Source organism: Pseudomonas ovata (genome assembly GCF_003131185.1).
Taxonomy (GTDB): Bacteria; Pseudomonadota; Gammaproteobacteria; order Pseudomonadales; family Pseudomonadaceae; genus Aquipseudomonas; species Aquipseudomonas ovata.
Genome location: NZ_QFFU01000020.1, coordinates 71,927 through 95,947, shown reverse-complemented (window position 1 = coordinate 95,947; position 24,021 = coordinate 71,927). Strand labels below are relative to the sequence as shown.

The following is a 24,021-nucleotide window of genomic DNA, read 5'->3' as shown; positions in this document are numbered from 1 at the left end:
CACTATATGTTTATGTCCTGTGCACTTTTTTCGGAGGCCATAATGCCCGGCATGACGATACAAATTTCCGATGAAATGGCTGCCACGCTTTCGAATCTGGCCAAGGCGACGGGTCGAACCACGTCCTGGCTGGCGACAGAAGCACTCAAACACTACCTGGACCGTGAAATCTGGCAATCAGCCGAGATACAGCGGGCCGTGCAAGAGGCCGATGCCGGTGATTTTGCCAGCGATGAAGAGGTGGGGGCCGTAATGGCCAAGTGGGCGGGCGATGCGCGTTGAATGGCTGAAGACCGCCCTCGAAAATCTTGACGATGAGGCTGCCTGGATCGCCCGTCACAATCGCCAGGTCGCCATGAATTTTGTGAAGGCTGTACAGCAAAGCGCGGGGCAGCTTGCACTGTTTCCCGAAATGGGTCGCCAGGGGCGAGTGGCGGGCACTCGCGAATGGACCATCCCTGATTATCCCTATCTGATGCCCTATCGCGTCCACGAAGGTCGCCTACAGATCTTGCGTCTTTTCCATACGCGAAGGTCGCCACCTTCCGATTGGTAAAAGCACCCTCACATCGTGCTCAGCCCCCTCTTGACCCACACCTTCTGCGCACTGTGGTGCAGGATCCCGTGCCGGCGTGCCAGGGCCTGGCGGTCCTTGCTGTAGCCGCCGCCGATCACGCCCATCACCGGGATATCTCGCCCCAGGCAATGGTTCAGCACCGCTTCGTCGCGGGCGGCCAGGCCCTGGTCGGTGAGGTTCAGGTAGCCCAGCGCATCATCCTTGTGCACGTCGACGCCGGCGTCGTACAGCACGATGTCCGGTTTGTAGAACGGCAACAGGTAGTTGAGGGTCTCGTCCACCACCTGCAGGTACTCGGCATCGCCCATGCCCATGGGCAGCGGGATGTCCCAGTCGCTCTGTGCCTTGCGCGCCGGGAAGTTCTTTTCGCAGTGCAGCGATACGGTGATGGCGTCCTCGGTGTCGGCCAGCAGGCGGGCGGTGCCGTCGCCCTGGTGCACGTCGCAGTCGAAGATCAGCACCTTGCCGACCCGGCCGCTGCCCAGCAGGTACTGGCTGATGATCGCCAGGTCGTTGAAAATGCAGAAACCGGCCGGGTAGTCGTAGTGGGCATGGTGGGTGCCGCCGGCCAGATGACAGGCCAGGCCATGCTGCAGGGCGTGCTCGGCCGTCAGCAACGAGCCGCCCACGGCACGCACGGTGCGCCGGGCCAGCGCTTCACTCCAGGGCAGGCCCAGGCGACGCTGGTCTTCGCGTGACAGCGTGCCACTCATGAAGCGCTCGATATAGGCGCGATCGTGGGCCAGGGCCAGAATATCCGGTGGGCACAGCGGCGGGCGCAGCAGTTGCGCATCGTCGGTGATGCCACTGTCGACCAGGTGATCGCGCAACAGGCGGAACTTGTCCATCGGAAAGCGGTGATCGTCCGGAAAGGGCGGGCTGTAATCGTCGTGGTAGATGAGCGGCAGGGACATTTTTCGTGCGCTTGAGGGTCCAAGCGCGATAGTGCCAGTAATGCCATCAGGCGCACAGCCGTGTCGCATGATCACCGCCAGAATCAGAATCGCTCCGAGGAATGATGGATGGAACCCATACTTACGCTCGACAGTGCGCGATTATCGATGCGCCAATGGCACGATGACGACCTGCCGGCCTTTGCCGCCCTGTGCGCCGACCCGCAGGTGATGCGTTACTTCCCCGAGCCGTTGAGCCGCCTGCAAGCTGCCGCGATGATCGGTCGCCTGCGCGGGCATTTTGCCGAGCTGGGCTTTGGTCTGTGGGCGCTGGAGCGCAAGGACACTGGGGCATTTATCGGTTTCACCGGCCTTACGGTGGTGGGCTTCGAGGCGCCGTTCGCGCCCGCCGTGGAGATTGGCTGGCGCCTGGCGCGCGAGCACTGGGGCCTGGGCTTTGCCAGCGAAGCGGCGTGGACGGCGCTGGGGTGTGGCTTTGACCGGCTGGGGCTGGATGAAATCGTGTCGTTCACCGCCCACAGCAACCTGCCTTCGCAAAAGGTCATGCAGGCCATCGGCATGCAACCCGACCCGCTGGGGGATTTCGACCACCCCGCGTTGCCGGACGGGCATCCACTCAAGCCCCATGTGCTATACCGCATCAATCGCGAGCAATGGCTCTCGACCCTGCAAGGCTGAGCGATTCTGTATCATCCCTGTTTGTTACCCGCCGCCCTCGGCGCGCGGATCCGTTTAGCTGCAAGGAGTCATGAATGAGCCGCGTGCTTGAAGACCTGGTTGACCTGTTGACCCTGGAATCCATTGAAGAAAACCTGTTTCGCGGTCGCAGCCAGGACCTGGGCTTCCGCCAGCTGTTTGGTGGCCAGGTGCTGGGCCAGTCGATCTCGGCGGCCAGCCAGACGGTCGAGGATGACCGCCACGTGCACTCGATGCACGGCTACTTTCTGCGCCCCGGCGATGCCCAGTTGCCGGTGGTCTATCACGTCGACCGGGTGCGCGATGGCGGCAGTTTCAGCACCCGGCGCGTGACCGCGATCCAGAAGGGCAAGCCGATCTTTACCTGCAGCGCCTCGTTCCAGTACGACGAAGAAGGCTTTGCGCACCAGGCCGCGATGCCCGATGTGGTCGGTCCCGACGACCTGCCGTGCGAGCTTGAGCTGCTGACGCGCAATGCCCACCTGATTCCCGAGGCGATGCGCGAGAAATTCCTGTGCCCCAAGCCCATCGAGTTTCGCCCGGTCACCGCCGAAGACCCTTACAACCCCAAGCCCGGCGAACCGGTCAAGTACGTCTGGTTCCGGGCCGACGGCGCGCTCAAGGACATTCCGGCACTGCACAAGTACCTGCTGGCCTATGCCTCGGACTTCAACCTGCTGACCACCTCGTTGCTGCCGCATGCCAAGACCGTCTGGCAGCGCGACATGCAGGTCGCCAGCCTGGACCACTCGCTGTGGTTCCACAGCAACCTGCGCGCCGATGAATGGTTGCTGTACGCGATGGACAGTCCTTGGGCCGGCAATTCGCGCGGTTTTTCGCGTGGCAGCGTGTACAACCGTGCCGGCCAACTGGTGGCCTCGGTCAGCCAGGAAGGCCTGATTCGCCATCGCAAGGATTGGGCATGATGAACCTCGAGCGGATCCGCCACTGGGTGTTCGACATGGACGGCACCCTGACGGTGCCGGTGCACGACTTTGCGGCCATCAAGCGCGCGCTGGACATTCCGCAACAGGCGGACATCCTCGGACACCTGGCCAGCCTGCCGGCGGACGAGTCAGCCGCCAAGCACGCCTGGCTGCTGGAGCACGAACGTGAGCTGGCGCTGGGCTCGGTGGCGGCAACCGGTGCTGTGGAGCTGGTACGCGAGTTGGCCGGGCGCGGCTATCGCCTGGGTATCCTGACCCGCAATGCACAGGAACTGGCGCATATCACGCTGCAAGCCATCGGCCTGGCCGACTGCTTTGCCGCCGAGCATGTGCTGGGCCGCGAGAATGCCACGCCCAAGCCTGATCCGGCCGGCCTGCTGCAACTGGCCGGGGCCTGGGAGGTAGCACCGGCCAAAATGGTGATGATCGGCGACCACCTGCACGACCTCAGCTGCGGCCGCGCCGCCGGTGCCCGCACGGTGCTGGTCAACCTGCCGGAAAACCCCTGGCCGGACTCGACCGACTGGCACGTGCGCGACTGCAATGCGTTGCGTGAACTGCTGGTATGAACCTGTAGGCCTGACCGGGCCGTGAGCCGCCAGAGTTACAAAAATCCTGAACGTTCGCGTCCTTTGCGCAGCTAAAGCCAATACTGTTCATTTAGGTGCCTATTGCTTCTGGAGCGACTTTAGTCGCGAAATGGCAGTAAAGTCGCTGCACCTGTAGCGAACCTACCGCCCTCTTCGCGGTTGAAGCCGCTCCTACAGCGGCTTGAACAGCACCGCCTCGCTCAGCGGGGCGGTGAAGATACCGTCGCCGTTATGGCCAACGCCCGGCACGTCGACCACGCGCTGGTTCAGGCCGGTAGGGTGGCGCTTGAGCAGGTAGTCATAGTAGTTGTGACCGCGCACCAGGCGGTTGGCGCCCTGCGCTTCGGCGGCGCAGGTCTTGTCCAGCGATGACTGGTTGGGGTCGTTGTCGAGCAGGCCCAGCAGGTAGGTGACATCGCGCTGCACGTAATCCTTTTCCAGCTCGCCATGCTCGGCCCTGGCGGCATAGGCCGGCAATTTGTTCAGGCCGTATTTCCAGTCATTGAAGCCTGGGCAGGATTTCTCCGAGACAGTTTGTGGGCGTTGCGCGTCGAACCAGGCATACGACGATGGTGTAGCGATCACATAGCGCAGGCGAATGCCCTGCTTGTGCAAAAGGGCTTCCTGCTTGCCGCCCAGCACGGCGTAGCGCTGGGCCATCTGCGCGCCGCCGGAGTGGCCGGCGATGACAATCTCCTTGAGATTGGGAAACAGCTTGTCATCGCTCAGGCGCTTGAGAATGTGGTCCAGCACGGTGAACGAACTGACCGCCTGCGGGCCGACGGAGGGGCTGCCATTGATCCAGGCATCTTCATGCCAGCGCAGGATCGAGTCGGCCAGGTGGTGGGCGGCGATGTCGCGCTCATCCAGGAACTGCGGTGCGATCAGCAGCGTCCGGTTACGTTCATGCGACTGGTTGGCGGCGCGCTCCATGGTGCGCAGATAGGTCTGGGCATTGCGCTGGCGACCATGCAGCACAATCACCACACGCTGGATCTGTGGCTTGGGCCGCACCCATTCCTGGCTCAGCCCCAGCGTCGCCTGGCTGCCGTGGATGCCCAGGCGGTCAGGGCTGATGGAGTTGACGGGCGAGCCTTCGGCATGGGCATTCAGGCTGGCGAGGGCGGTGCTCAACATCACGGCCAGCCACAACGGTTTGGTCATCGATTACAGGCTCTTGGCGGCGAACGTGTCGCACTGGTTGATATTGCCCTGGGCAAAGCCGGTCTTGAACCAGCGCACCCGTTGTGCGGATGTCCCGTGGGTAAAGGAGTCGGGCACCACATGGCCGCGTCCCTGGCGTTGCAGGCGATCATCGCCAATGGCGTTGGCCGCATTCAATGCCTCTTCAATATCACCCGGCTCCAGCCAGTTCAAACGCTTTTGTGCACTGTTGGCCCAGACTCCGGCGTAGCAGTCAGCCTGGAGCTCCTGGCGTACCAGCAGGCCGTTGGCACCTTCCATTTTCTCGCCGCGCTGACGCGCCTGCTGGACCTTGGCCGAGATGCCTTGCAGGGTCTGTACATGGTGGCCCACTTCATGGGCAATCACGTAGGCCTGGGCGAAGTCGCCGGCGGCCGAAAAGCGCTGCGACATTTCCCGGAAGAAGTCCAGGTCGAGGTAGATCTTGCGGTCGGCCGGGCAGTAGAACGGGCCGGTGGCCGAGGTGGCATAGCCGCAGGCTGAACTGACCTGACCGTTGAACAGGATCAGTTGCGGGTCCTGGTAGCCAGGCAAGGCGGCTTTCCAGTGATCTTCGGTGTCACCCAGCACCGACCGCACGAACTCGGCCTGTGGGTCGTTGCCGGCCGGGCGCTGCGTCGGACTGGCCGGCTGGGTCTGCGGAGCCTGCATCTGCCCGGTCAACTGGCCGAGGATCTGCATCGGGTCTTGTCCGGTGATCAGGCCGAACACCACGATCAGCGCCACACCGCCCAGCGTCAGGCCCTTGCCGCCCATGCGCCGGCCACCGCCACCGCCTTGTCCGCGCTCATCGACTACGTTGTCGCTACGTCGGCCTTTTTTCCACAGCATTGGACTGCCCTCGACACACACAATAAAAGAGTGTTGCTGGTGTAACCGGGAGGCGCCAGTCCGCCGGTCATTTAATTGACGCTTTTTGCGGCCGGTGCTGCATCGGCGAAACGGTTGACCTGGCGCAGGCTCTTGAAGCCGACCATCCAGGCCCCGACCACGCCGAGCGTGCACAGGCTGCCGGCAATCGCCGCCGGAATGGCACCGATCAGCGAGGCGCTGGTGCCGGCGCGAAACTCGCCCAGCTCGTTGGACGACCCGATGAACAACATGTTCACTGCATTGACACGCCCACGCATGTTGTCAGGCGTCGAGAATTGCACCAGCGCCGAGCGGATGTACACGCTGACCATGTCCGCAGCCCCGGCAATCAGCAGCGCAATGCACGACACCCAGAACAGCGTCGACAAGGCAAACACCAGGTTGGCCAGGCCGAAGATGCCCACGGCGACGAACATGGTCAGGCCGACATGGCGATCCAGCGGGCGCACGCTCAGGTAGATACCGGTAACCAGTTCGCCCAGGCTCATGGCGCTGCGCAACACGCCCAGCCCTTGCGGACCCAGGTTCAGGACTTCATGGGCGTAGATCGGCAGCAGCGCAATGACGCCGCCCAGCAACACGGCAAACAGGTCCAGCGAAATGGTGCCCAGAATGATCGGTCGCGAGCGAATGAACGCGATACCGGCTGTAAAGCGCTGCCAGGCGCCGTCTTCGAGGTTGAGCCTGGGCATGGCGTACCTCACGGGTACCTGGGCCAATAGCAACGTGCCGAGGATGAACGCCGCCACGCAAGTGGCGTAGGTGAGTTCCGCACCGCCCAATGCGTACAGTCCACCGCCGACCAGAGGCCCGGCCACGGTGGAGCTGCGCATGATCACGCTGTTGGTGGCAATCGCCGAGGCCAGGCGTTCGCGCGGCACGATCTGCGGCAGCAGGCTTTGCAGTCCGGGACCGGTAAAGGCACGGGCAGCGCCATAAAGCAGCAGGGCGGCATATACCAGCCGCACGTCATGCAGGTCGTAGAACGAGAACAGCAACAGGATCACCCCACACAGCGCCTGCACCAGCCAGCTCAGGGTCAGGATCAGCTTGCGGTCGTAACGGTCGATCAGATCGCCGGCCGGCATCAGCAGCAACAGCATGGGGATGAACTGCGCCAGGCCTGCATAGGCCAGGGCCATGGGATCGCGAGTCATGTCGTAGACCTGCCAGGCAACGACTACCGCCTGGATCTGCATGGCAAACATCGCCAGCAGACGCGCAGCCAGAAACGCAACGAAACCGGGCTGGCGCATCAGGCCCGACGAAGTGGAAGCCGAAGCGGAAGGTTCAGAACTCAAGGCAGGTACCCGTGACACACAGATGAGCGAGTGCGCGTTATACCGCAAATGATAGGTAGCTGCCTATTGAATGCCATGCATGGCAATGTCCCGGCGCCACCAAGGCGCCATGAACATGCCTGTAGGAGCGCGCTCTGCCCGCGACCGAGTGCGTAGCGCTCGCAGAAATCTCGGAAACGCTGCAAATTCATGGCTGTAAATACATTCAAAATCTGCGAAACGCTGCAAATTTACGACTGCTAACGCAGCCGGTCGCGGGCAAGCGCGCTCCTACAGCCCCCAGGTCAGCGGCGTACCAGCAACACCCCCGATTCCATATGGTGGGTATACGGGAACTGGTCGAACAGGGCGCAGCGCTCGACCCGGTGGGTGTCGTGCAGTTGAGCGATGTTGGCGGCCAGGGTTTCCGGGTTGCACGAGATGTACAGGATGCGCTCGAAGCGACGGGTCAGCTCGCAGGTGTCCTCGTCCATGCCGGCGCGTGGCGGGTCGACGAACACGGTGCCGAAATCGTAGCTTTTCAGGTCCACGCCCTGCAGGCGGCGGAACGGCCGCACGTCGTTGAGCGCCAGGGTCAGCTCTTCGGCCGACAGGCGCACCAGCGTGACGTTGTCCACCGCGTTGTCTTCCAGGTTGGCCAGGGCGGCGTTGACCGAGGTCTTGCTGATCTCGGTGGCCAGCACCTTGCGTGCACGAGTCGCCAGCGGCAGGGTGAAGTTGCCGTTGCCGCAGTACAGCTCCAGCAAATCATCCTGGCGCTCGCCCATGGCCTCGAAGGCCCAGTTGAGCATTTTCTGGTTGACCGTGCCGTTGGGCTGGGTAAAGGCGCCTTCGGGCTGGCGGTAGCGCCAGGTGCGGCCCGCCACGTCCAGTTCTTCAGTGACATAGTCGCGGCCGATTACCAGGCGCTGGCCACGCGAGCGACCGATCACACTGACCTGCAGGTCGGCGGCCAGCCCCTCGGCCTCGGCCTGCCAGGCGTCATCCAGCGGGCGGTGGTAGCACAGGGTGATCATCGCATCGCCCGCCAGGGTGGTCAGGAAATCCACCTGGAACAGCTTGTGGCTGAGGGCCTGGCTGGCCTGCCAGCGCGCGCGCAGCAGCGGCATCAGTTCATTGATGCGCCGGCTGGCGATGGGCAGGCCGTCGAGCAGGATCGGGGTGTGCTTGTCGCCAGGGGCGAACATCGCATAGTGGCGCTGCTGGTCTTCACGCCACAGGCGAAATTCGGCACGCAGGCGAAAGTGCTCCAGCGGCGAGTCGAACACCTGTGCGGCCGGTGCATCGAACGGCGCCAGCAGGTCGTGCAGGCGGGTGGCTTTTTCGGCGAGCAGACGGTCGTAGCTCGCGGGGTCGAAGGAAACACTCATGCGTTGAACCAGCCCAGCTTGATGACGAACAGGATCGAGAGGATCACCAGCGCAGGGTTGAGCTCGCGCCAGCGTCCCGACAACAGCTTGATCGCCGTCCAGGAAATGAAGCCAAAGGCAATGCCGTTGGCGATGGAGTAGGTGAACGGCATGGCCAGCGCGGTAATGACCACGGGCGCGGCGACAGTGATGTCGTCCCATTCGATTTCGGCCAGGCCCGAGGCCATCAGCACCGCGACGAACAGCAGCGCCGGTGCCGTGGCGTAGATCGGTACGCTGGCTGCCAGCGGCGCAAAGAACAACGCCAGCAGAAACAGCACGGCGACCACGATGGCTGTCAGGCCTGTGCGCCCGCCGGCACTGACGCCGGCGGCCGACTCGATGTAGCTGGTGGTGGTCGAGGTGCCCAGCAGCGAGCCGGCCATGGCGGCGGTGCTGTCGGCGAGCAGCGCCCGGCCCATGTTCGGCATGTGGCCGTCCTTGCCCATCAGGCCGGCGCGCTTGGCGACGCCGATCAGGGTGCCGGAGTTGTCGAAGATGTCGACGAACAGAAAGGCGAAGATGATGCTCACCAGGCCCACGTCCAGGGCGCCCATGATGTCCAGTTGCAGGAAGGTCGGCGCCAGCGACGGGGGCATTGACATCACCCCGGCGAAGGGACTGAAGCCGAGCACGATCGACACCAGCGTCACGGCCAGAATGCCGATCAGCACGGCGCCACGGACCTTGAGGGTTTCCAGGGCGATGATCAGGAAAAAGCCCAGCGTGGCCAGGATTGGCGCCGGCTGCCTGAGGTCACCCAGGCTCAGCAGGGTGCTGGGGTTGCCGATCACGATCCTGGCGTTCTGCAGGGCGATCAAGGCCAGGAACAGGCCGATGCCGGCGGCAATCGCCGAGCGCAACGCCAGGGGGATGCTGTTGATGATCCATTCGCGGATGCGAAAGATCGACAGGATGAAAAACATCACTGCCGACAGGAATACTGCCCCCAGCGCCACTTGCCAGGTATGGCCCATGTGCAGGACCACGGTGTAGGTGAAGAACGCATTCAGGCCCATGCCCGGCGCCAGGGCGATCGGGTAGTTGGCGATCAGGCCCATCACCGCCGAACCGATGGCCGCAGCCAGGCAGGTGGCGACGAACAGGGCGCCCTTGTCCATGCCGGTCTCGCCGAGAATGCTCGGGTTGACGAACAGGATGTAGGCCATGGCCAGGAAGGTGGTCACGCCCGCGAGGATCTCGGTGCGTACGTTGGTGTTGTGGGCCTTGAGGTGGAACAGCCTTTCCAGCATGTCGAACTCCGCTGCGGTGGCTCGGAAAAGCCGCGCATGATAGCAGCAGGCCGCGCAGATGGCTGCACGCTTGATCGGTGCCGGGTCCAGTGTTTGCTGCGCCAAGGCAGCGGGAGGGCTCTCATCAAAAAATAACGTACTGACTTTACTGGATATTAAATTCACCCCGGTAGGAGCGCGCTTGCCCGCGACCGGCTGCGCAGCAGTCGTAAAAATAGCGGCGTTTCCGAGATTTCTGCGAGCGCTACGCACTCGGTCGCGGGCAAGCGCGCTCCTACCGGGGCAGCAACCAGTGTTCGAGATCCGTGGCGTTCATCGGCTTGGCGAACAGATACCCCTGGGCCACGTGATAGCCCTGTTGCTTGAGGATCTCGTACTGGCCTTCGGTCTCGATGCCTTCGGCGACCACGGTCAGGTTCAGGCTGTTGCCAATGTGGATCACCGCATCGCTCAGGGTGCGGCTGGTGGCGTCGTTCTCCAGATCCATGACGAAGCTGCGGTCGAGCTTGAGTTCCTGGATCGGCAGGCGGCGCAGGTAGCTCAGGCTCGAATAGCCGGTGCCGAAGTCATCCATCGCCAGGCGGATGCCCAAGGCATGCACGTCGTTGAGCACCTTGAGGGTGCTGGGGTTGGTGTCCATGAGAATGCTTTCGGTCAGCTCCAGAGTCAGGTCGCCGGGGCTCAATTGATGCTCGTCCAGCAGGGCCATGAGCATGCCGGGCAGTTCCAGGTCGTGGAAGTTGGTCGGTGACAGGTTGACTGAAACCGACGGCAGCTGCGCGCCGTTACGCCGCCACTGGGCCAGTTGTCGACAGGCCTCGCGCAGGCCCCACACGCCCAGTTCGACAATCAGCCCGCACTCTTCGGCCAGCGGAATGAAACGCACCGGCGACACTTGCCCCCAATGCGGATGGTTCCAGCGCGCCAGGGCCTCGACCCCGTAGACGCTGCCATCGGCCATATTGATCTGCGGCTGGTAATGCAGCTCCAGGGCATTGTCCTGCAGGGCCTGCTGCAAGGCGGTTTCCATGGCCTGGCGTTCCTGGGCGCGCTGGTTCAGCTCATGACAGAAGAAGCTGAAGCGTCCGCGCCCGGCATGCTTGGCCTGGTACATGGCCATGTCGGCGCGGTGGATCAGGGTGCCCATGTCGTGGCCGTCTTCGGGAAACATGCTGACCCCGATGCTCACCGACGGGCACACCCGGCTGCCGCCGATCTGGCACGGCTGGCCAATGGTCAGCTTCATGTGCTCGACCAGTTCGGTGACGTGAGCGGTGTCGCACTCGGGCAGCACCACCACGAACTCGTCACCCGACAGGCGCCCGACAATGTCTTTGGGGTTGCGGTTATCGAGCAGGCGGCGGGCGATCACTTGCAGCAGGTCGTCGCCGGCCGGGTGGCCGAACGCGTCATTGACCTGCTTGAAGCGGTCGACGTCGATAAACAGCACCGCCAGGTGAGTCTTGTTGCGCAGCGCCGCATGAATGGCCTGTTCGGCGTTGGCCAGCAACAGGCTGCGGTTGGGCAGTTCGGTCAGGCTGTCGTAGAACGCCAGCTGGCTGATGTGCGCCCGGCTTTTTTCGCGCTCGATCGCCAGTGCGCAGAGCGGCACGATGACGTCTACCAGGCGCTGGTGAAACGTCGAGGGTCCGCGCACATCCTTGAAGTAAAAGGCCAGCGTGGCGATGGTACGCTGGTCGGCCCCCATGATCGGGGTCGACCAGCAACTCTTGAGCTCCGGCGGCAGCTCAAGGTCGCGGTAGGCATCCCACAACGGGTCGTTGGCAATGTCGCGGGAAATCACCGGCTGGCGACGAAAGGCGGCCGTGCCGCAGGTGCCGACGCCTTCACCGATTTTCATGCCCTCCATGAGCTGGCAATAGCTGGCGGGCAGGCTGGCGGTGGCCAGCGGATGCAGCACGTTATGTTCATCCACCAGCAGCATCGAGGTGGTCACTTCCGGGGCGATGCGTTCGATCTCCCGGCAGGCCAGCAGCATCAAGTCTTCGAGCGGGTCTTCCCGGACCATGGCGTTGAGCATGCTCTGTTGCAGCACCTCATGCATCTTGGTGCTGGTGATATCGGTCAGGATGCCCACCGCATTGATCAACTGGCCCTGGGCATCGAGCACCGGGTTGACCACCACGCTGCACCACAGGCGCTCGCCGTTCTGGATATACGCCAGCGATTCGGTCTTGATCGACTCGCCGCGCGTCAGCATCTGGCGTCTTTCCAGCACCGCCAGTTCTGCCATGTGCGGGGCCAGCAGGGCCGTGGGGTATTGACCGCAGACCTGGTCGAGGCGGTAGCCGAACATGCGCTGGAAGCCGGCATTGACGTAAACGATACGCCACTGTTCGTTGATGATGATAATGGCATTGTCGGTGTGGTCGGTGACCAGCGACAACAGGCGCAGGCGTTCGCTTTCTTCATGCTGGCGGGTGACGATCTTGAGGCTGGTGGAATAGAACACCTGGTCGCCACTGACCACCCGTGCAATCGAGGCGGTGCACCAGTGCTGGCTGCCGTCACGGTGCTGGATACGAATGTCCGGCAACTCGCCGTCACGGTCTTGCAGCTGTTGGTAGTAAGCCTGGACCGGCAATGGCATCAGGCGCCTGGCGTCCTGGCCGATCACGTCCCGGCGATTCAGGCCCCAGAGCTGTTCGGCGGCGCGATTGAACAGCACGACACAATTGCTGGCGTCGCTGACCACCACGCTGTTGCTGGCCTGCTCGATGAACTGCACGAAGAGGTCGGAAAGGCTATGGGTTAGGGGCATGCACGTCCTGTGACTCTTGATGAGGTGGCGGCACCGTGACGACTGATCACGTCAGAGGTATTCAATAGCATAAGGCCATTATTCGGGGAAGGGCCGTTGCCGCTGCCGGGCGCCTTCCCTGACGATCGACATTCACTATGCAGCAGGGTGAGGCATCCGGTCACGCGACAACGTACCACGCAGGCGTCGCAGGTAAATGCAGCTAATCTTTCAGCGTCGGTTGACCTGTATCAAAACGATCGAACGCAACTATGCGTCAGCCGTCATACAGCTGATGCCCATTGCATCGCAATGGTGTGCCGAGGACTCGTCAGAAGCCCCCAGGCACTCTGTAACCGCCCTGACCGTGGGCCACCGCTGCCGGCGCAAGCCTGCAGCCGCAGCATCTGAGGAATCGCCTTATGTTCGGTTTGGAGTCGCTCGATCTCGCCCGCATCCAGTTCGCGTTCACGATTTCGTTCCACATCCTGTTCCCGGCCATCACCATCGGTCTGGCCAGCTACCTGGCTGTGCTCGAAGGCTTGTGGCTGAAAACCCGCAACGATGTGTACCGCGACCTGTATCACTACTGGCTGAAGATTTTTGCCGTCAACTTTGGCATGGGCGTGGTCTCGGGCCTGGTGATGGCTTACCAGTTCGGCACCAACTGGAGCCGGTTCTCCGACTTTGCCGGCGCCGTCACCGGTCCCTTGCTGACCTACGAGGTGCTCACCGCGTTTTTCCTCGAGGCCGGTTTCCTGGGGGTGATGCTGTTCGGCTGGAACCGCGTGGGCCGTGGCCTGCACTTTTTCGCCACGATCATGGTAGCGATCGGCACGCTGATCTCCACATTCTGGATCCTGTCGTCCAACAGCTGGATGCAGACCCCGCAAGGTTTCGAGATCATCGACGGCCGGGTCATTCCGACTGACTGGTTTGCCGTGGTCTTCAACCCCTCGTTCCCGTACCGCCTGACCCACATGGCGATTGCCGCCTTCGTGGCCACGGCATTCTTTGTCGGCTCGTCGGCGGCCTGGCACCTGCTGCGCGGTCGCAACACGCCGGCGGTGCGCAAGATGCTGTCGATGGCCATGTGGATGGCCCTGCTGGTGGCGCCGATCCAGGCAGTGGTCGGCGACTTCCACGGCCTGAACACCCTCAAGCACCAGCCGGCCAAGATCGCCGCGATCGAGGGGCACTGGGAAAACGTCGGCGACGAACCGACCCCGCTGATCCTGTTCGGCTGGCCGGACATGAAGCAGGAGAAAACCCTGTACGCCGTCGAGATTCCCTACATGGGCAGCCTGATCCTGACCCACAGCCTGGACAAGCAGGTGCCGGCGCTCAAGGAGTTCAAGCCTGAGGACCGGCCCAACTCGACCGTGGTGTTCTGGTCGTTCCGCATCATGGTCGGTCTTGGCATGCTGATGATCCTGACCGGGCTGTGGAGCCTGTGGCTGCGCAAGCGTGACCGTATCTACCAGTCGCGGCCGTTCCTGCGCCTGGTGCTGTTGATGGGACCCTCGGGCCTGATCGCGATCCTGGCCGGCTGGTTCACCACCGAGATCGGGCGACAGCCGTGGGTGGTCTACGGCCTGATGCGCACCGCCGACGGCGTGTCCAACCACAGCGTGGTGCAGATGAGCATCACCCTGGTGATGTTCGTGGTGGTGTACTTCGTGCTGTTCGGTGCCGGCTTCGTCTACATGATGCGCCTGGTGCGCAAGGGGCCTCAGCCGCATGTCGAACACACGCCGCGTGGCGGCCCGGGCCAGACCCGCACGCCGGCCCGTCCTCTTTCCGCCGCCGTCGAAGGCACGCAGGACGGCGACAATCTCGATCGACTGGGCAAGGGGAACTGAGCCATGGGCATTGATCTTTCGCTGATATGGGCCGTGATCATCATCTTCGGGATCATGATGTACGTGGTCATGGACGGCTTCGACCTGGGCATCGGCATCCTGTTTCCGTTCATGAAGCAGAGCCACGACCGCGACGTGATGATGAACACCGTCGCGCCGGTCTGGGACGGCAACGAGACCTGGCTGGTGCTGGGCGGTGCCGGTCTGTTTGGTGCTTTCCCGCTGGCCTACTCGGTGGTGTTGTCAGCGCTGTACCTGCCGCTGATTTTCATGCTGGTGGGGCTGATCTTTCGCGGTGTGGCGTTCGAGTTCCGCTTCAAGTCGTCCGAGGCCAGCCAGCATTGGTGGGACAAGGCGTTCATTGGTGGCTCGCTGACGGCGACCTTTTTCCAGGGCGTGGCGCTGGGGGCGTTTATCGAGGGCATGCCGGTGGTCGACCGCCAGTACGCCGGCGGCTCGCTGGACTGGCTGTCACCGTTTCCGCTGTTCTGCGGCCTGGCCCTGATCGTGGCGTATGCGCTGCTGGGCTGCACCTGGCTGATCATGAAGACCGAAGGCTCGCTGCAGAAGGCCATGCATGACCTGGCGCGCCCCCTGGCCATCGCGGTGCTGGTGGTGATGGGCATCGTCAGCCTGTGGACGCCCCTGTCGCACCCGGCCATTGCCGAGCGCTGGTTCAGCATGCCCAACCTGTTGTGGTTCATGCCGGTGCCGATCCTGGTGCTGGTGACCCTGTACGGGCTGTTCAAGGCCGTGGCCCGCAATGCGCACTACACGCCGTTTTTGCTGACCCTGCTGCTGATCTTCCTGGGCTACAGCGGGCTGGGCATCAGCCTCTGGCCCAATATCGTGCCGCCGTCGATCAGCATCTGGGAGGCCGCTTCGCCGCCGCAGAGCCAGGGTTTCATGCTGGTGGGCACGCTGTTCATCATCCCGTTCATCCTGGGGTACACCTTCTGGAGCTACTACGTGTTCCGCGGCAAGGTGACCACCGAAGACGGCTATCACTGAGTGCTTGATGACTGGAGGAACACGTGATGAGTAGCAACAATCCCCGGCATGACGACGACCCGGCGATGAACAAGCCGTTGTGGCAGCGTCTGGCCTGGCTGGGCGGCATCTGGGCCGGCAGCGTACTGGCCCTGTTCATCGTCGCCAGCCTGATGCGCATGTTCATGAGTGCGGCGGGCCTGACCACTCATTGAGGCTCGCGCCAATATCCCATCCCGTGTTTCGTGGACACGGCTTTTTGTACCCTCCTGAACGGGCTGTGAAGGAGGGTTTTTTCTGGTTACTTGCGCGCCTTGAGAATCACGAACTTGGGCGTGGCGGCCACCTGCTCGACGTCGCGGAACAGCCGTGCCAGCTTGGCGTGGTAGCCCAGGTGGCGATTGCCGACGATGTACAGCGCGCCGCCTTGCACCAGCGCGGCCCGGGCCTGGAGGAACATGCGCCAGGCCAGAAAATCACCGACCACCTGCTGCTGGTGAAACGGCGGGTTGCACAGCACCACATCCAGCGAATCGTCAGGCTGAGTGGCCAGCCCGTCGGCCGCCCGGATCGTCACCGGGCGCTCGCCCAGTGCGGCGTGCCAGTTCTGCGCCGCCGACTGCACGGCCATGTACGACTCGTCGACCAGCGTGTACTCGGCCTCGGGGTTGTCCAGGGCGCTGGCAATGGCCAGCACGCCGTTACCGCAGCCCAGATCCGCGACACGCGCCTTGCCCAGGCCCTTGGGTAGCCAGGGCAGAAAGGCCCGGGTGCCGATGTCCAGCCCGTCGCGGCAGAACACATTGGCGTGGTTGACCAGCTCCAGCGCCGGTTGCTCAAGGCGATAGCGGGTCGGGAACGGCGAGGGCTGCACTTCCTTGGGCACCGGTGTGGCAAACAGCAGGCGGGCTTTTTTCACCGCCAGAGACGCCTGCACCGGGCCTACGTATTCTTCCAGCAGCTCACCGGCCGAGCGTGGCAGGTGCTTGATCATCGCCGCCGCCACCACTTGGGCGCCTGGCGCCAGTTGGCCTTGCAGACGGATCAATTGCTCTTCCAGCAGCGCCAGGGTCTTGGGGATGCGGATCAGCACCCAGTCGAACGGCCCGCTCAACGGCTCACTGGCAGGCATCACCGTCACGGCATCGGTGGCCATGCCATTGCGGGCCAGGTTGATTTCAAGGGCGCTGCTGGCCAGAAAGGAATCACCGCTGCTGGACACCGTCGCGTGCGCCGCCAGGCTCGCGGCCAGGCCGCCGAAACTGTCGTTGAGCACCAGTACGCGGGTGTGCAGGTTCAAGCCCTGTTCGGCAACGTGATTGAGCAGGTACTCGTCAGCGGCATCGAACGCCTGCAAGGGTTCGTTCGGTTGTTCCGGCTGACGAATCAGGTCGAGTTGGGCAAAGGCGCTGGAAAGCAGGGGCATGGCAGGAAACTCTGGGCAAACGACGGGCATCACGCACGTCCGGCACGTACCGGGCGGGCATAAGGTGCGTGATTCTACGTGCTTTTTGCCCTTTGGGACCTGCCATTGTGGTCCATGTATCAAAGGGTTCCGAATACGCCGCTCAAGGCGGCTTGCACAGCCGCTGCGGTCTTGTTGCAAACCCCCAGCTTCTGGATGGCGCTGGCAATATGAAAATGAATGGTTCGCTCCTTGAGGCGCAAGATGATTGCGATGTCGCTGGCTGTCTTGCCTTTGGCGGACCACTTGAGTATTTCGATTTCTCTTTTCGTCAAGGCGCTGCTTTGTGACGGTTGGGGTGACACGAGTCTGGCTGATTCCATGATCGCCTCCATGCCGGTCTGGCGAGACCCTTCGATGAGGGTTCTGTCAGTTTAGGAAAAAGCGCAGCGGATCTTTTGCCGGCAAAAACTATCCAGACGGGTGGGGTGATGGCATTTTTGGATTCAAAGAAGTGTCATCGCCCTGAAACCATTGTTTGTCATGGGGTAACGCTTTTTGACCCTGTCTCGGGGCTTCTTTGAAACAGGTAGAAAAGAACCAAATAGTCTAAATAAGACCCATCGATGACGCGACAACGGGATGTCAATACAAACAGACGGTGTTTCTCGATGGCCTTTTGCGGGACACTGCAGGCCTGCCATTCATGTTCAGGAGTTGCAAGCACACCATGACCGTCAGCGACGACAAGTTCACCCGGCAAACGCTGCAGCGCGTGACCCCCTTGACCCCCAATCTGTTCACCCTGCGTGCCACCCGCGATGCCGGCTTTCGTTTCCGTGCCGGACAGTTCGCCCGCCTGGGCGTGACCAAGGCCGACGGCAGCACCGTGTGGCGTGCCTACTCGATGGTGTCTTCGCCTTATGACGAGTTTCTCGAATTCTTTTCCATCGTGGTGCCGGACGGCGAGTTCACCAGCGAGCTGAGCCGCCTGCGTGAAGGCGATGAACTGCTGGTCGAGAAACAGGCGTTCGGCTACCTGACCCTGGACCGCTTCGTCGATGGCCGCGACCTGTGGCTGCTGGCGACCGGTACTGGCGTTGCGCCGTTCCTGTCGCTGCTGCAGGATTTCGAGGTGTGGGAGAAATTCGAGCGCATCATTCTGGTGTACAGCGTGCGCGAAGCGGCGGAGCTGGCGTACCAGCCGCTGATCGAAGCGCTCACACAGCGCGACTACCTGGCCGAATACGCGCACAAGTTCCTGTACCTGCCGGTGGTCACCCGCGAAGCTTATCCCGGCGCCCTGAACAGCCGCATCACGCGACTGATCGAGGACGGTGACCTGGAGGCGGCGGCCAGCCTGGAGCTGAGTCCTGAACATTCACGGGTCATGCTGTGTGGCAACCCGGAAATGGTCGACGAGACGCGTCAGTTGCTCAAGCAGCGCAACCTGCAACTGAGCCTGAGCCGCCGGCCGGGGCAGGTGGCGGTCGAGACCTACTGGTAACGGCCCGGCCGGTGCCGGCGATTACAGCAACGGCTTTTTCGGGTCGATCACCACCGGCTCGGCCGGCTTGTGCTGCTCCTTGAGCAGGTCACGGATTTCACCCAGCAGCACTTCCTGCTTGGAAGGCGCCGCCGGCAGGCTCGGGGCCTTGGCTTCTTCGCGCTTGAGGCGGTTGATGGCCTTAACGCCCATGAAGATGGCAAACGCCACGATGATGAAGTCGACTACCGTCTGGATGAACTTGCCATAGGCCATGACCACCGCAGGGGCTGCGCCTTCGGCGGGACGCAGGGTAATGGCCAGGTCGCTGAAATCAACACCGCCGATCAACAGGCCCAGAGGCGGCATGATCACATCGCCCACGAACGACGAAACGATCTTGCCGAAGGCGGCGCCGATGATGATACCCACGGCCATGTCGACCACATTGCCCTTGACGGCGAATGCCTTGAATTCGTTGATAATGCTCATGGTCATTCCTTGTTACAGATGAGTGGATCCGCTGCAGTGTAATCGAGCGGCGTGCAGGATGCCGCTGTTTGGTACCGGTTCAATCGACCGGACGTGAAACGGTAAGTTTTATTCGATTGTGCAATAACGCCAAGGGTCGGGGGACGTAAGGGGCCGGCCACCTGCGTTATCATGGCGGCTTTTGCGGGCGGATTTATTCATGGCCAAGGCCAAGCGCTTGTACGGTTGCACCGAATGCGGTGCAACCTTTCCCAAATGGGCCGGGCAGTGCGGCGAATGCGGCGCCTGGAACACCCTGGTCGAAACCATGCTTGAAAGCGGTGCCGCCGCGCCCCCCAGCGGGCGGGCCGGCTGGACCGGGGCGCAGGCGCAGATCAAGACCCTGGCCGAGGTCAGCGTCGAGGAGATCCCGCGTTTTTCGACCCGCTCCACCGAACTGGACCGTGTGCTGGGCGGCGGCATGGTGGACGGGTCGGTGATCCTGATCGGCGGCGACCCCGGCATCGGCAAGTCCACCATCCTGCTGCAGACCCTGTGCCACCTGGCCGAGAGCATGCCGGCGCTGTACGTCACCGGTGAAGAGTCCCAGCAACAAGTGGCCATGCGCGCAAGGCGCCTGGGCCTGCCGCAGGACAAGCTGCGGGTCATGACCGAGACCTGCATCGAGTCGATCATCGCCACGGCGCGCAGCGAGCAGCCCAAGGTCATGGTCATCGACTCGATCCAGACCATCTTTACCGAGCAACTGCAGTCGGCACCGGGCGGCGTGGCCCAGGTGCGCGAAAGTGCGGCGTTGCTGGTGCGCTATGCCAAGCAGAGCGGCACGGCGATCTTTCTGGTCGGACACGTGACCAAGGAGGGCGCCCTGGCCGGCCCGCGCGTGCTGGAGCACATGGTCGACACCGTGCTGTATTTCGAAGGCGAGGCCGACGGCCGCCTGCGCCTGCTGCGCGCGGTGAAGAATCGCTTTGGCGCAGTGAATGAACTGGGCGTGTTCGGCATGACCGACCGTGGCCTCAAGGAGGTGTCCAACCCCTCGGCGATCTTCCTGAGCCGGGCCCAGGAAGAGGTGTCGGGCAGCGTGGTCATGGCCACCTGGGAAGGCACCCGGCCGATGCTGGTCGAGGTGCAGGCCCTGGTCGATGACAGCCACATGTCCAATCCGCGCCGGGTCACCCTGGGCCTGGACCAGAACCGGCTGGCCATGCTGCTGGCGGTGCTGCATCGCCACGGCGGCATCCCGACCCACGACCAGGACGTGTTCCTCAACGTGGTGGGCGGGGTCAAGGTGCTCGAAACCGCCTCCGACCTGGCCTTGATGGCTGCCGTCATGTCCAGCCTGCGTAACCGGCCCTTGCCCCATGACCTGCTGGTGTTCGGCGAGGTCGGGCTGTCGGGCGAGGTGCGTCCGGTGCCCAGTGGCCAGGAGCGTCTCAAGGAAGCCGCCAAGCACGGCTTCAAGCGCGCCATCGTGCCCAAGGGCAACGCGCCCAAGGACGCCTATGAAGGGTTGCAAGTGATTGCCGTGACGCGCCTGGAGCAGGCGCTGGATGCGTTGTTCGAGTAGTTTCTGTCTTGCCTGGCAGCCTGCTTGCGCAGGCTCTGGGACAAGGGTTGTAGCGCGACCCGATTAATTTTCACCCAGACCATCGTAGGGGGGTGGCCTTTCGCTCTGACAAGACTACACTCGCATCGTCGGGTTATGCTGCCGCGTCGCCACAAGCGACCACACAACTGCATGATCCAGAACTTCTAGTCATTTCTGCTGGAATAAGAAAATGAAAAATAATAACAGTCTGATGCGCCATGTACCCTGGGTACTGTTGGCCATCATTGGGGCTTGTGCCCTGGGGGTCGTCGCGCTGCGTCGCGGCGAAGCAATCAATGCCTTGTGGATCGTGGTGGCAGCCGTCGCCATCTATCTGGTGGCCTTTCGTTACTACAGTCTGTTCATTGCCAACAACGTCATGCAACTGGACCCGCGCCGCGCAACGCCGGCGGTGGTCAACAACGATGGCCTGGATTACGTCCCGACCAACAAGCACATCCTGTTCGGTCACCACTTTGCCGCCATCGCCGGCGCCGGCCCCCTGGTCGGTCCTGTGCTCGCCGCGCAAATGGGCTACCTGCCCGGCACGCTCTGGCTGATCGCCGGCGTGGTGCTGGCCGGCGCGGTGCAGGACTTCATGATCCTGTTCCTCTCCACACGCCGTAACGGCCGGTCGCTGGGCGACATGGTCCGTGAGGAAATGGGCCGTATTCCCGGCACCATTGCCCTGTTCGGCTGCTTCCTGATCATGATCATCATCCTGGCGGTGCTGGCGCTGATCGTGGTCAAGGCCCTGGCCGAGAGTCCGTGGGGCATGTTCACCGTCATGGCGACCATTCCGACGGCGATGTTCATGGGCATCTACATGCGCTACATCCGTCCGGGGCGCATCGGCGAAATCTCGATCATCGGCGTGGTGCTGTTGCTCGGCTCGATCTGGCTTGGTGGCCTGGTGGCGGCCGATCCGGTCTGGGGCCCGCGCTTCACCTTCACCGGCATACAGATCACCTGGATGCTGGTGGGCTACGGTTTTGTTGCCGCCATGCTGCCGGTCTGGCTGCTGCTGGCACCGCGTGACTACCTGTCGACCTTCCTCAAGATCGGCACCATCCTGGCCCTGGCCATCGGTATCCTGATCCTGGCGCCAGAGCTGAAAATGCCGGCCCTGACCCAGTTCACCGACGGCACCGGTCCCGTCTGGAAAGGCGCGCTGTTCCCGTTCCTGTTCATCACCATTGCCTGCGGCGCGGTCTCGGGCTTCCATGCCCTGATCTCCTCGGGTACCACGCCCAAGCTGCTGGACAACGAAGTCAACGCCCGCTACATCGGTTACGGCGGCATGCTGATGGAGTCGTTCGTGGCCATCATGGCCATGGTCGCCGCCTCGGTGATCGAGCCGGGCGTGTACTTCGCCATGAACAGCCCGGCTGCCGTGGTCGGCAGCGACGTGGTCTCGGTGGCCGCCAAGGTCAGCGAGTGGGGCTTTCTGATCACGCCGGAGCAACTGACCGCCGTGGCCAAGGACATTGGCGAAAACACCATCCTGGCCCGTGCCGGCGGTGCACCGACGCTGGCGGTCGGTATCGCGCAGATCCTGCACCAGGCCTTGCCGGGTGAAAACACCATGGCCTTCTGGTACCACTTCGCGATCCTGTTCGAGGCGCTGTTCATCCTGACCGCGGTCGATGCCGGCACCCGTGCCGGTCGCTTCATGCTCCAGGACCTGCTGGGCAGTTTCGTGCCCGCCCTCAAGCGCACCGAGTCCTGGACCGCCAACATCATCGGCACCGGTGGCTGCGTGGCGCTCTGGGGTTACCTGCTGTACCAGGGCGTGATCGACCCATTGGGTGGCATCAATACCCTCTGGCCGCTGTTTGGCATCTCCAACCAGATGCTGGCCGGTATCGCCCTGATGCTCGCCACCGTCGTGCTGATCAAGATGAAGCGCCAGCGCTATGTGTGGGTGACCATGCTGCCGGCCACCTGGCTGCTGATCTGCACCGTGACCGCAGGCTTCATCAAGCTGTTCGACCCTAACCCGGCTGTCGGTTTCCTGGCCCTGGCCAAGAAGTACAGCACGGCGGCCGATGCCGGTCAGATCCTGGCCCCGGCCAAGAACGTCGACCAGATGCAGCACGTGATCTTCAACGCCTACACCAATGCCGGCCTGACGATCCTGTTCCTGTTCGTGGTCTTCAGCATCCTGTTCTACGCCGTGAAAGTCGGGCGTGCAGCCTGGAGCAAGACCGAACGTACCGACAAGGAAGCGCCTTACCAGGCCATGCCCGAAGGTTCGCAAGTCTGATGACCATTCACAGAGGATCAGCCCGTGTTCAATGACCTTGGCCGTCTCGGCAAATACCTGGGCCAGGCGGCCCGCCTGATGGTGGGCATGCCTGACTACGACAACTATGTCGAGCACATGCAGGGCAAGCACCCGGACAAGCCGATGATGAGCTACGAGGAGTTCTTTCGGGAACGCCAGGAAGCCCGTTACGGCGGCAAGGGTGGGCCGAAGTGTTGCTGAACCGCTGATCTGTGTGACTGTTTGACCGACGCGCCACAGGCCCTGCCTGTGGCGCGTTTTGATTTTTGCCCCAAGCATCCTGCCAAGGAGCCCCAATGAGCGAGTTGCAACCCATTCCCGTCACCGTACTGACCGGTTTTCTGGGCGCCGGCAAGACCACCTTGCTGCGTCACCTGCTCAAGGCCGAGCATGGCCTGAAGATCGCGGTGATCGAAAACGAATTCAGCGACGCCGGCATCGACAGCCAGTTGCTCGGCGACGAGCCGGTGCAGGTCATGACCCTGTCCAACGGTTGCGTGTGCTGCACCATCCACACCGACCTGACCAAGGCGCTGTACCTGCTGCTCGAACGCCGTGACAGCGGCGAAATCGCCTTTGACCGGCTGGTGATCGAGTGCACAGGCCTGGCGGATCCCGCGCCGGTGGCACAGACCTTCTTCATCGACGAAGACCTGCGCGAGCGCTATATCCTCGACGGCATCATTACCCTGGTCGACGCGGCCCATGCCGAGGTGCACCTGACGCAGACCATCGCCCAGGCGCAGATCGGCTTTGCCGACCGCCTGCTGGTGAGCAAGCGCGACCTGGTCGACGACGCCGCCTTCGAGGCCCTCAGTGCGCGCCTGACCCGCATCAACCGCCGTGCGCCAATCCGCATCGTCGATCATGGCCGTATCGACCTGGCCGAACTGCTCGACGTGCGTGGCTTCAACCTCAATGCCGACCTGGGCGGCGGCATGACCCTGCGCCCGCTGGCACCGGTGGGCAACAGTGGCGACCGCATTACCAGCCTGGTGCTGCGCACCGACCAGCCGCTGGATATCGACAATTTGAGTACGTTCATGAATGAACTGCTCGAAGACCACGGCAAGCAACTGCTGCGTTATAAGGGCGTGCTCAACATCAAGGGCGAGCCACGCCGCCTGGTATTCCAGGGCGTGCTCAAGTTGTACGGCTTCGACTGGGACACCGAGTGGGCCGAAGACGAACCGCGTGAAAGCGTGATCGTGTTCATTGCCGATGAACTGCCGGAAGAGAAAATCCGCGCAGGCTTTGCGGAGATGGCGGGGTGAAACGGATCGAAGCCCGCGACCGAGTGCGAAGCGCTCGCAGAAATCTGTGAAACGCTGCAATTTTACGACTGCTACGCAGCCGGTCGCGGGCAGAGCGCGCTCCTACCGGGGGC

The 24,021-nt window shown here is 62.9% G+C and carries 23 protein-coding genes; 13 read left to right on the top strand and 10 right to left on the bottom strand.

Annotated elements, in window-relative coordinates; all coding sequences use genetic code 11:
- Positions 1-42: 42 nt before the first annotated feature.
- Both DGA31_RS22020 and DGA31_RS22015 read left to right on the top strand, forming a co-directional pair.
- Entirely contained in the window at positions 43-282 is a 240-nt protein-coding gene (locus DGA31_RS22020; protein WP_056842014.1) for a CopG family ribbon-helix-helix protein, read from the top strand.
- Entirely contained in the window at positions 272-556 is a 285-nt protein-coding gene (locus tag DGA31_RS22015; protein ID WP_109513964.1) for a type II toxin-antitoxin system RelE/ParE family toxin, read from the top strand. Before DGA31_RS22020 ends, DGA31_RS22015 begins: the two co-directional genes overlap by 11 nt.
- An 8-nt stretch (positions 557-564) precedes the next feature.
- Here the strand turns inward: DGA31_RS22015 and DGA31_RS22010 are convergent, their stop codons facing one another.
- Positions 565-1,491, bottom strand: a complete 927-nt coding sequence (locus DGA31_RS22010) for a histone deacetylase family protein (protein ID WP_109513963.1) — start codon at positions 1,489-1,491, stop codon at positions 565-567.
- Between the two features lie 108 nt (positions 1,492-1,599).
- On the opposite strand from DGA31_RS22010, the gene DGA31_RS22005 reads away from it, so the two are divergent.
- The 3 genes from DGA31_RS22005 (at position 1,600) to DGA31_RS21995 (ending at position 3,703) form a co-directional block, all read left to right on the top strand.
- The gene (locus tag DGA31_RS22005) at positions 1,600-2,169 is read left to right on the top strand and encodes a GNAT family N-acetyltransferase (protein ID WP_109513962.1); all 570 of its coding nucleotides are present in this window, start codon (positions 1,600-1,602) and stop codon (positions 2,167-2,169) included.
- A 74-nt stretch (positions 2,170-2,243) separates the two neighbouring features.
- A complete protein-coding gene (tesB, locus tag DGA31_RS22000; protein WP_056841911.1) occupies positions 2,244-3,113 on the top strand; it encodes an acyl-CoA thioesterase II in 870 nt (289 codons plus the stop codon).
- Complete coding sequence (locus DGA31_RS21995; RefSeq protein WP_109513961.1) at positions 3,113-3,703, top strand: HAD family hydrolase; 591 nt, start codon at positions 3,113-3,115, stop codon at positions 3,701-3,703. The genes tesB and DGA31_RS21995 overlap by 1 nt, the downstream gene beginning before the upstream one ends.
- Before the next feature lie 192 nt (positions 3,704-3,895).
- Here DGA31_RS21995 and DGA31_RS21990 read toward each other — a convergent pair whose 3' ends face one another.
- The 6 genes from DGA31_RS21990 to DGA31_RS21965 form a co-directional block, all read right to left on the bottom strand.
- Positions 3,896-4,888 carry a hypothetical protein gene (locus DGA31_RS21990; RefSeq protein WP_109513960.1) on the bottom strand — a complete coding sequence of 331 codons (993 nt, stop codon included), beginning with the start codon at positions 4,886-4,888 and terminating at the stop codon, positions 3,896-3,898.
- Positions 4,889-4,891: 3 nt separating this feature from the next.
- Positions 4,892-5,758, bottom strand: coding sequence for a KPN_02809 family neutral zinc metallopeptidase (ypfJ, locus tag DGA31_RS21985; protein WP_056841914.1), 867 nt, complete (start codon positions 5,756-5,758; stop codon positions 4,892-4,894).
- Between the two features lie 71 nt (positions 5,759-5,829).
- Entirely contained in the window at positions 5,830-7,101 is a 1,272-nt protein-coding gene (locus DGA31_RS21980) for an MFS transporter (protein WP_421957999.1), read from the bottom strand.
- Between the two features lie 284 nt (positions 7,102-7,385).
- Entirely contained in the window at positions 7,386-8,471 is a 1,086-nt protein-coding gene (gene trmA / locus DGA31_RS21975) for a tRNA (uridine(54)-C5)-methyltransferase TrmA (RefSeq protein ID WP_109513958.1), read from the bottom strand.
- Positions 8,468-9,763 (bottom strand): NCS2 family permease, encoded by a 1,296-nt coding sequence (locus DGA31_RS21970; protein WP_109513983.1) that lies wholly within the window; start codon positions 9,761-9,763, stop codon positions 8,468-8,470. Before DGA31_RS21970 ends, trmA begins: the two co-directional genes overlap by 4 nt.
- 274 nt (positions 9,764-10,037) lie before the next feature.
- Complete coding sequence (locus DGA31_RS21965; RefSeq protein WP_109513957.1) at positions 10,038-12,545, bottom strand: EAL domain-containing protein; 2,508 nt, start codon at positions 12,543-12,545, stop codon at positions 10,038-10,040.
- 401 nt (positions 12,546-12,946) lie between these two features.
- Between DGA31_RS21965 and DGA31_RS21960 the strand changes: the two genes are divergently transcribed.
- Genes DGA31_RS21960 through DGA31_RS21950 form a run of 3 tightly spaced genes read left to right on the top strand, consistent with a single transcriptional unit; the run spans position 12,947 to position 15,591 of the window.
- On the top strand, positions 12,947-14,386 hold the full coding sequence (locus DGA31_RS21960; RefSeq protein ID WP_109513956.1) for a cytochrome ubiquinol oxidase subunit I: 1,440 nt from the start codon (positions 12,947-12,949) through the stop codon (positions 14,384-14,386).
- 3 nt (positions 14,387-14,389) lie between these two features.
- Entirely contained in the window at positions 14,390-15,397 is a 1,008-nt protein-coding gene (gene cydB / locus DGA31_RS21955) for a cytochrome d ubiquinol oxidase subunit II (protein WP_056841919.1), read from the top strand.
- 26 nt (positions 15,398-15,423) lie between these two features.
- On the top strand, positions 15,424-15,591 hold the full coding sequence (locus tag DGA31_RS21950) for a DUF2474 domain-containing protein (RefSeq protein ID WP_082481871.1): 168 nt from the start codon (positions 15,424-15,426) through the stop codon (positions 15,589-15,591).
- Positions 15,592-15,677: 86 nt separating this feature from the next.
- Here the strand turns inward: DGA31_RS21950 and DGA31_RS21945 are convergent, their stop codons facing one another.
- The gene (locus DGA31_RS21945) at positions 15,678-16,802 is read right to left on the bottom strand and encodes a methyltransferase (protein WP_109513955.1); all 1,125 of its coding nucleotides are present in this window, start codon (positions 16,800-16,802) and stop codon (positions 15,678-15,680) included.
- A 119-nt stretch (positions 16,803-16,921) separates the two neighbouring features.
- A complete protein-coding gene (locus tag DGA31_RS21940) occupies positions 16,922-17,164 on the bottom strand; it encodes a response regulator transcription factor (protein WP_109513954.1) in 243 nt (80 codons plus the stop codon).
- A 347-nt stretch (positions 17,165-17,511) separates the two neighbouring features.
- Between DGA31_RS21940 and DGA31_RS21935 the strand changes: the two genes are divergently transcribed.
- Positions 17,512-18,288, top strand: coding sequence for a ferredoxin--NADP reductase (locus tag DGA31_RS21935; RefSeq protein ID WP_056841921.1), 777 nt, complete (start codon positions 17,512-17,514; stop codon positions 18,286-18,288).
- Between the two features lie 21 nt (positions 18,289-18,309).
- Here DGA31_RS21935 and mscL read toward each other — a convergent pair whose 3' ends face one another.
- Positions 18,310-18,759 (bottom strand): large-conductance mechanosensitive channel protein MscL, encoded by a 450-nt coding sequence (gene mscL, locus DGA31_RS21930; RefSeq protein ID WP_109513953.1) that lies wholly within the window; start codon positions 18,757-18,759, stop codon positions 18,310-18,312.
- Positions 18,760-18,958: 199 nt separating this feature from the next.
- Between mscL and radA the strand changes: the two genes are divergently transcribed.
- From radA to yjiA, 4 genes are all read left to right on the top strand, one after another.
- Positions 18,959-20,326 carry a DNA repair protein RadA gene (gene radA, locus DGA31_RS21925; protein ID WP_056841923.1) on the top strand — a complete coding sequence of 456 codons (1,368 nt, stop codon included), beginning with the start codon at positions 18,959-18,961 and terminating at the stop codon, positions 20,324-20,326.
- Positions 20,327-20,537: 211 nt separating this feature from the next.
- Complete coding sequence (locus DGA31_RS21920) at positions 20,538-22,613, top strand: carbon starvation CstA family protein (protein ID WP_109513952.1); 2,076 nt, start codon at positions 20,538-20,540, stop codon at positions 22,611-22,613.
- A 24-nt stretch (positions 22,614-22,637) separates the two neighbouring features.
- Positions 22,638-22,835, top strand: coding sequence for a YbdD/YjiX family protein (locus DGA31_RS21915; protein WP_056841925.1), 198 nt, complete (start codon positions 22,638-22,640; stop codon positions 22,833-22,835).
- Between the two features lie 95 nt (positions 22,836-22,930).
- Positions 22,931-23,908, top strand: coding sequence for a GTPase (gene yjiA / locus DGA31_RS21910; RefSeq protein WP_109513951.1), 978 nt, complete (start codon positions 22,931-22,933; stop codon positions 23,906-23,908).
- The last annotated feature ends 113 nt before the right edge of the window (positions 23,909-24,021 follow it).